The following is a 5888-nucleotide window of genomic DNA, read 5'->3' on the forward strand; positions in this document are numbered from 1 at the left end:
CGCCGCTATATGACGCCGATCATCGCGGTGGTGGGCATGGTGTCGCACCACGCCGCCGACGCCGCCTATGTCGTGCTCATCCCGATGGCAGCGGTCCTTTTCGCATCGGTCGGGCGTCATCCGCTCGCGGGAATTGCCGCCGCGCTCGCCGCCGTGTCGGGGGGCTATGCCGGCAACATCATGCCCGGCCAGCTCGACGTCCTGCTGTTCGGCTTCACACAGGAAGCCGCGCGCATCGTCGAGCCCGGCTGGACGATGAACCCGCTCGGCAACTGGTATTTCATCCTCGGCATCGTCGTCTTTTTCACCCCGATCATCTGGTTCGTCACCGACCGGATCGTCGAACCGCGCCTCGGCGCGTGGAACGAGGCGATCGACGACGAGCTGCGCGCGGATCTGGAAAAAGGCGACCTCAACGACGACGAGCGGCGGGGGCTTCGCCGCGCCGGTGTCGCCGCGCTGCTGATCGTCGCGCTGTTCGCGGCGCTCTGCCTCTGGCCCGGCTATACGCCATTCATCGACCAGAGCGCCGAGGGGCCGATCCGGTTGCAGCCGCTCTATGGCTCGATGATCGCCGCGCTGTTTCTGCTGTTCCTGCTCACCGGCGTCGTCTTCGGGCGCGCCGCCGGCACGGTCAAAAATTCGAACGACGTGATTGCGATGATGCGCGAGGGTGTAAAGACGATCGCGCCCTATCTCGTCTTCGTTTTCTTCGCAGCGCATTTCGTCGCGATGTTCAACTGGTCAGGGATCGGACCCATTATCGCGATCGGCGGGGCGGAGAAATTGCAGGGCATGAACCTGCCCGCGCCGCTGCTCCTTGTCTGCGTGCTGCTGCTGTCGTCGACGATGGACCTGTTCATCGGATCATCGACCGCCAAGTGGAGCGTCTTGTCGTCGGTGGTCGTGCCGATGTTCATGCTGCTCGGCATCAGTCCCGAAATGACGACCGCCGCCTATCGCATGGGCGACAGCTATACCAATATCATGACCCCGCTGATGAGCTATTTCCCGCTCGTCCTCGTCTTCTGCCAGCGCTGGGACAAGTCGATGGGGGTCGGCTCGCTGCTCGCGCTGATGCTGCCCTATGCGCTCTGCTTCATGGCGACGGGGATCACGATGGTCGTCGCTTGGGTCGTCTTCGACCTCCCGCTCGGCCCGCACGCACAGGTCTTTTATCAAGTCGCGGCGCACGCCGCGCCGTGAGGGAGCGCATGATGAAATCCGCCGCCGAACATGCAACCATGTCCAATAAGCATTGGGGCCGGCTGCTCACCGGCCCTAGCCTGACTTCGCCGCTGCGCCAGGAGGTCGGTTCCCATGTCCGTTGACCTCAAATCGCTCGAAGCAGACATGACCGCCTGGCGCCGGCACATCCACCGGCATCCCGAACTCGGCTTTCACGAACAGGGCACGGTCCGCTTCATCCTCGACCTGCTCGAAAGCTTTGGGGTCGACGCGGTTCACACGGGCATCGGCGGCACCGGCATCGTCGCAACGGTCCGCGCCGGCGGGTCGAACCGCGCGATCGGCATCCGCGCCGACATCGACGCGCTGCCGATGATCGAGCTCACCGAGTCCGATCATAAATCCTGTACCCCGGGCGTAATGCACGCCTGCGGCCACGACGGGCATACGACGATGCTGCTCGGCGCCGCAAAATATCTCGCCGCGACGCGCAATTTCGATGGCGCGGTGCACCTGATCTTCCAGCCCGCCGAGGAATCGCTGGGCTATCAGGGCCCGGGAGGCGACCCCGACGGCGGCGCGAGCGCGATGATCCGCGACGGATTGTTCGAGCGCTTCCCGATGGACGCCATCTTCGGCATCCACAATCGCCCGGGCATCGCCGCGGGCAAGCTCGCAGGGCGCGCGGGCGCGCTCTATGCCGCCGCCGACAAGTTCGAGATCGTCGTCACCGGCAGGGGGGGCCACGCCGCGCGCCCGCACCTGACGGTCGATCCTGTGCTGGTCGCCGCGCAGATCATCGTCGCGGTGCAAAGCATCGTCGCGCGCAATACCGATCCGATGGACGCCGCGGTGGTATCGATCTGCAAGGTCGAGGCGGGCACGGCGTTCAACATCATCGCCGACGAGGCGCGCATGGGCGGCACGGTGCGCACGCTGTCGCGCGCGAGCCAGGATGCGACCGAGCAGCGGCTGCGCGAGATCGTGACCGGCGTTGCCGCGTCATTCGGCGCGGCGGCGGAGTTGCACTACGAACGCGGCTACCCTGCCCTGCACAATCCGGCCGGCCTCTATGCCAAGGTCCGCGAGATCGCGATCGGCATCGTCGGCGCCGACCGCTTCGTCGATCTCGACGCGCCGGGCATGGGGGGCGAGGATTTCGCGCGCTACCTCGACGTCGTCCCCGGCTGCTTCCTGCTCCTCGGCAACGGCGACGAGGGGCCGGGGTCGGTGATGCTGCACAATTCGCACTATGCCTATGACGACAGTATTTCGCCGACCGGCGCCGCGCTGTGGGTCGCCTTGACCGAGACATTCCTGCCGAAATAGATGTTTTAGGGAGACGCCTTGATGCGCCGTTCGACTGCCGCCTTGTTCCATGGTTCCGCCGCATTGCTGCTTGCGGCGGCGCAGCCCGCATCGGCGCAGGAAAAAGCCAGCATCTACCGCGACGATTTCGGCGTACCCCATGTGCAGGCGGAAACGTCCGATGCCGTGATGTTCGGCGCGGGCTATGCGATCGCCCACGACCGCCTCGCGGCGATGGAACTCGCGCGGCACAATACGCAGGGCCGGCGCGCCGAGCTTGTCGGGAAATCGGCGATCGAAGGCGACAAGATGATGCGCGGCCGGAAGCTTTCGGACGCCGTACTGATGCAGCGCTACACGGCGCTGGCGCCCGAACATCGCAAGATGATCCAGGCGATGGTCGACGGCATCAACAAGCGTATCGACGAAGTGAATGCCGACCCCGCGCGGCTGACCCCGCTCGAATTCATCCGCTGGGGGATCAAGCCGACGCGCTGGAGCCTCACCGAATATCTCGCGCTGATCAGCGCAGCGCCGCTGGGACGCGACACTTATGAAATCCGCAACCTCGAATTTCTGAAGGCGATGACCGCACGCTACGGTCAGGAGAAGGCGTGGGCGATCTTCAACGACGTCGTGCCGATCTCCGATCCCGATTCCCCGACCACCATCCCCGCGGGCGACGATCTTGCCCCGGCCCGGCCGATCCCCGTCCCCGTCCTCGCCCCGGCGCAACTGGCCCCCCATCGCAATGTGGCGGTGGCGACGGCGCAGACGAAGCCCACCGAACCGGTGAAAGGCGCAAGCCGCTGCATGGTCATCGGCCCCGAAAAATCGGCGAGCGGAAAGGTGCTGATGCTGGAGGCCACGGCCGACGGCCCCGAAATCCATCTTAAAGGGGGCGGCTTCGACAATGCGGGCTTCGGCTCGACCGGCTGGGGCGTCCCGACAATGGGGCGCGGCGCGCAGCACGGCTGGCTGCTGGTGTCGGGCAGCAGCGAGGCCGGCACCACCTTCGCCGAAAAGCTCAATCCCAAAAACCGGTACGAATATTGGTACAAGGGTGCCTGGAAGACGATGGAGCACCGCACCGAAACCTTTAAGGTCAAGGACGGTACGCCCTTCACGCACGAGGTCGCGTGGACGATCCACGGCCCGGTGATCGCATGGGATGTCGAAAACGGCACCGCTTTTTCGCAGCAGATGGGCGTCCACGGCCGCGAACTCGACACATGGGTCGCCTTTGCCGAAATGGGCCGCGCCAAGAGCCTGGCCGAATTCAAGGCCAAGGGGGTCGACCGGCTCGGCTGGAATCTCGGCGCCTGCTATGGCGGCGAGGATGGCACGATCGCCTATTTCGAAGCGGGTGCGCTCCCCAAGAAGGCGGCCGGCGTCGACCCGCGGCTGCCGACGCCCGGCACCGGCGAATATGAATGGACCGGCTTTCTGACCCCTGCGGAAAAGCCGCACATGATCAACCCCCGCCAGGGCTATTTCATGTCATGGAACAGCAAGGCGACGGGTTGGTCGCAGGAGGGCGACAATGCCCGCATCGGCGCGACCTTCCGCACTTGGCTCGGCGACCGGCTCGCGAAGGCGGGCCAGTCGCTGACCCTGCTCGACATGCGCGAGTTCAACGGCAAGATCTTCAACGCGCTCGGCGCGGTCGATCGCAATCAGGCGGCGCCCGACTTTTTCGCGCCCTATATCCGGGCCGCGATCGCGGCGAGCGACGACCCCGAAGTGAAGCGCGCGGGCGAATATATGCTCGGCTTCAATGGACTCTATCAGGACCGCGACGGTGATCAGCGCTACGACAATCCGGGGCTGACGCTCTACCGGGCCTGGCTCCAGACTGCGCCGAAAACGCTGTTCGGCGACGATATGGATGACTGGTGGAAGACGATCGATGAGGGCCGCTACCTGACCTATCAATCGAGCCTGTTGCTGCGTGCGTTTCAGGGTAAGACGGCGGGCGCGCCACTGGGCGTCGACTATTTCAACGGGCGCGACCGCACCGCGATGATGATCGACACGATCAAGGCGACGATCGCCGAGGTCAAACCGCGCTTTCCCGGCAAGGATATGGCCGAATGGAAACAGCCGGTCTTCTGGAAATATTTCGACGCGTCGCTGGAGACGCCCGAGCGTCCGCAAATGGCGGAGGATTATCCCGAGCATCGCCTGTCGGCGGTTCTGCGCCTCGGCCCGACGATGGCGCCGCACAATGGCGGCGAAAGCTGGGTCGGCTTGATGGAAATCGGCGCCGACCGGCGCGCGCTCTATTCGGTGATCGATGCGGGCGGCCAGAATCTGTTCATCGATCCCGACGGCAAGGGGAATCCGCATCTCGCCGACCAGACGATGATGCACGAGACCAACGAGCTCAAAAAGATCGATCTTTCGCCCGGCGCGATACACAAGGCCGCCGCATCGACCATGACGCTCGAATATCCGCCGCCCGCCCGTTAGCGCGCGGCGGTCCCGATTGACCGCTGTCGTCTCACCCGCAATCTTTGGCGAGATATCTGGGCGAGCCCTGGCGACCCCTCATTTCGTCCCATCCGCAAGCACCCGCTCGAGACCGGGGACAAGGCCGGCGCCGGTCTTCAGTTCGACCTGCGACCCGGCGAGATCGTCGCCATAAGGCTCGGCAGGACCGCCGAGGCATTTCGACAGGAAATGCTCGGCGATCGCCGCGAAGGAGATGTTCGTCGCGTCTTTCGCATAGACGTGACCCTCGTCGGGGTAAAAGGCATAGGTCACCGGCTTGCCGCGCGCCTTCAGCGCATCGACAATCTCTTCCGACTGGCTGGGAAAGATGCGCGGGTCGTTGGCGCCGTTGGTGACAAGCAGCGGCTTTGAAATCGCATCGACGCGCGCGATCGGCGAGCGTCGCATCAGGTCCGCCGCACCTTCCTTTGTCGCCGGGTCGCCCACGCGGTTGACGAACTGCGGACGCTGCCAGGTCCACCAGTCGGGCATCGACGCGACTTGCCGCACCAGATTGCTCGGCCCCGCAAGGTCGACGCCGCACTGGAAAGTGTCGGGCGTGAAACTCAGCGACACGAGCGTCGAATAGCCGCCATAGGACAGCCCCATCACCGCGACGCGGTCCTTCGCGGTCACCCCCTTGTCGATCGCCCATAGCACGCCGTCGAGCAGGTCGCCGTGCATCGTTTCCGACCATTTCCGGTCGCCCTTCGCCATGAAGTCGCTGCCAAAGCCCCCCGACGCGCGAAAGTTCACCGACAGCACCGCATAGCCGCGGTCGGCGAGCCAGGCGTGCTGCGGATCGAAGGCCAGATCGTCGCGAAGCCAGGGGCCGCCGTGAACGAGCAGCACCAACGGAACGGGGGCAACCGGCATCCCGTCGGCGCGAAGTTTCGCGG

General features: G+C 65.2%; 4 protein-coding genes. 3 read left to right on the plus strand and 1 reads right to left on the minus strand.

The window, feature by feature from the left end:
* From VJ811_RS08035 to VJ811_RS08045, 3 genes are all read left to right on the plus strand, one after another.
* Positions 1 to 1206, plus strand: a 1206-nt coding sequence (locus VJ811_RS08035; RefSeq protein ID WP_324071743.1) for an AbgT family transporter, incomplete at its 5' end; no start/stop codon positions are given.
* A gap of 114 nt (positions 1207 to 1320) precedes the next feature.
* A complete protein-coding gene (locus VJ811_RS08040) occupies positions 1321 to 2517 on the plus strand; it encodes a M20 aminoacylase family protein (protein ID WP_324071744.1) in 1197 nt (398 codons plus the stop codon).
* A 21-nt stretch (positions 2518 to 2538) separates the two neighbouring features.
* Positions 2539 to 4968 (plus strand): penicillin acylase family protein, encoded by a 2430-nt coding sequence (locus VJ811_RS08045; RefSeq protein ID WP_324071745.1) that lies wholly within the window; start codon positions 2539 to 2541, stop codon positions 4966 to 4968.
* Between the two features lie 78 nt (positions 4969 to 5046).
* On the opposite strand, the gene VJ811_RS08050 is transcribed toward VJ811_RS08045, so the two are convergent.
* Positions 5047 to 5888 (minus strand): alpha/beta hydrolase family protein (locus VJ811_RS08050; RefSeq protein ID WP_324071746.1); only part of this gene is annotated, 842 nt, incomplete at its 5' end.

The organism is Sphingopyxis sp. (assembly GCF_035250425.1).
Taxonomy (GTDB): domain Bacteria; phylum Pseudomonadota; class Alphaproteobacteria; order Sphingomonadales; family Sphingomonadaceae; genus Sphingopyxis.

Excerpts from the sequence above, each read along its gene's own strand:
- VJ811_RS08040 (WP_324071744.1), top strand. The coding sequence starts at position 1,321 with ATGTCCGTTGACCTCAAATCGCTCGAAGCAGACATGACCGCCTGGCGC.
- VJ811_RS08045 (WP_324071745.1), top strand. The coding sequence starts at position 2,539 with ATGCGCCGTTCGACTGCCGCCTTGTTCCATGGTTCCGCCGCATTGCTG.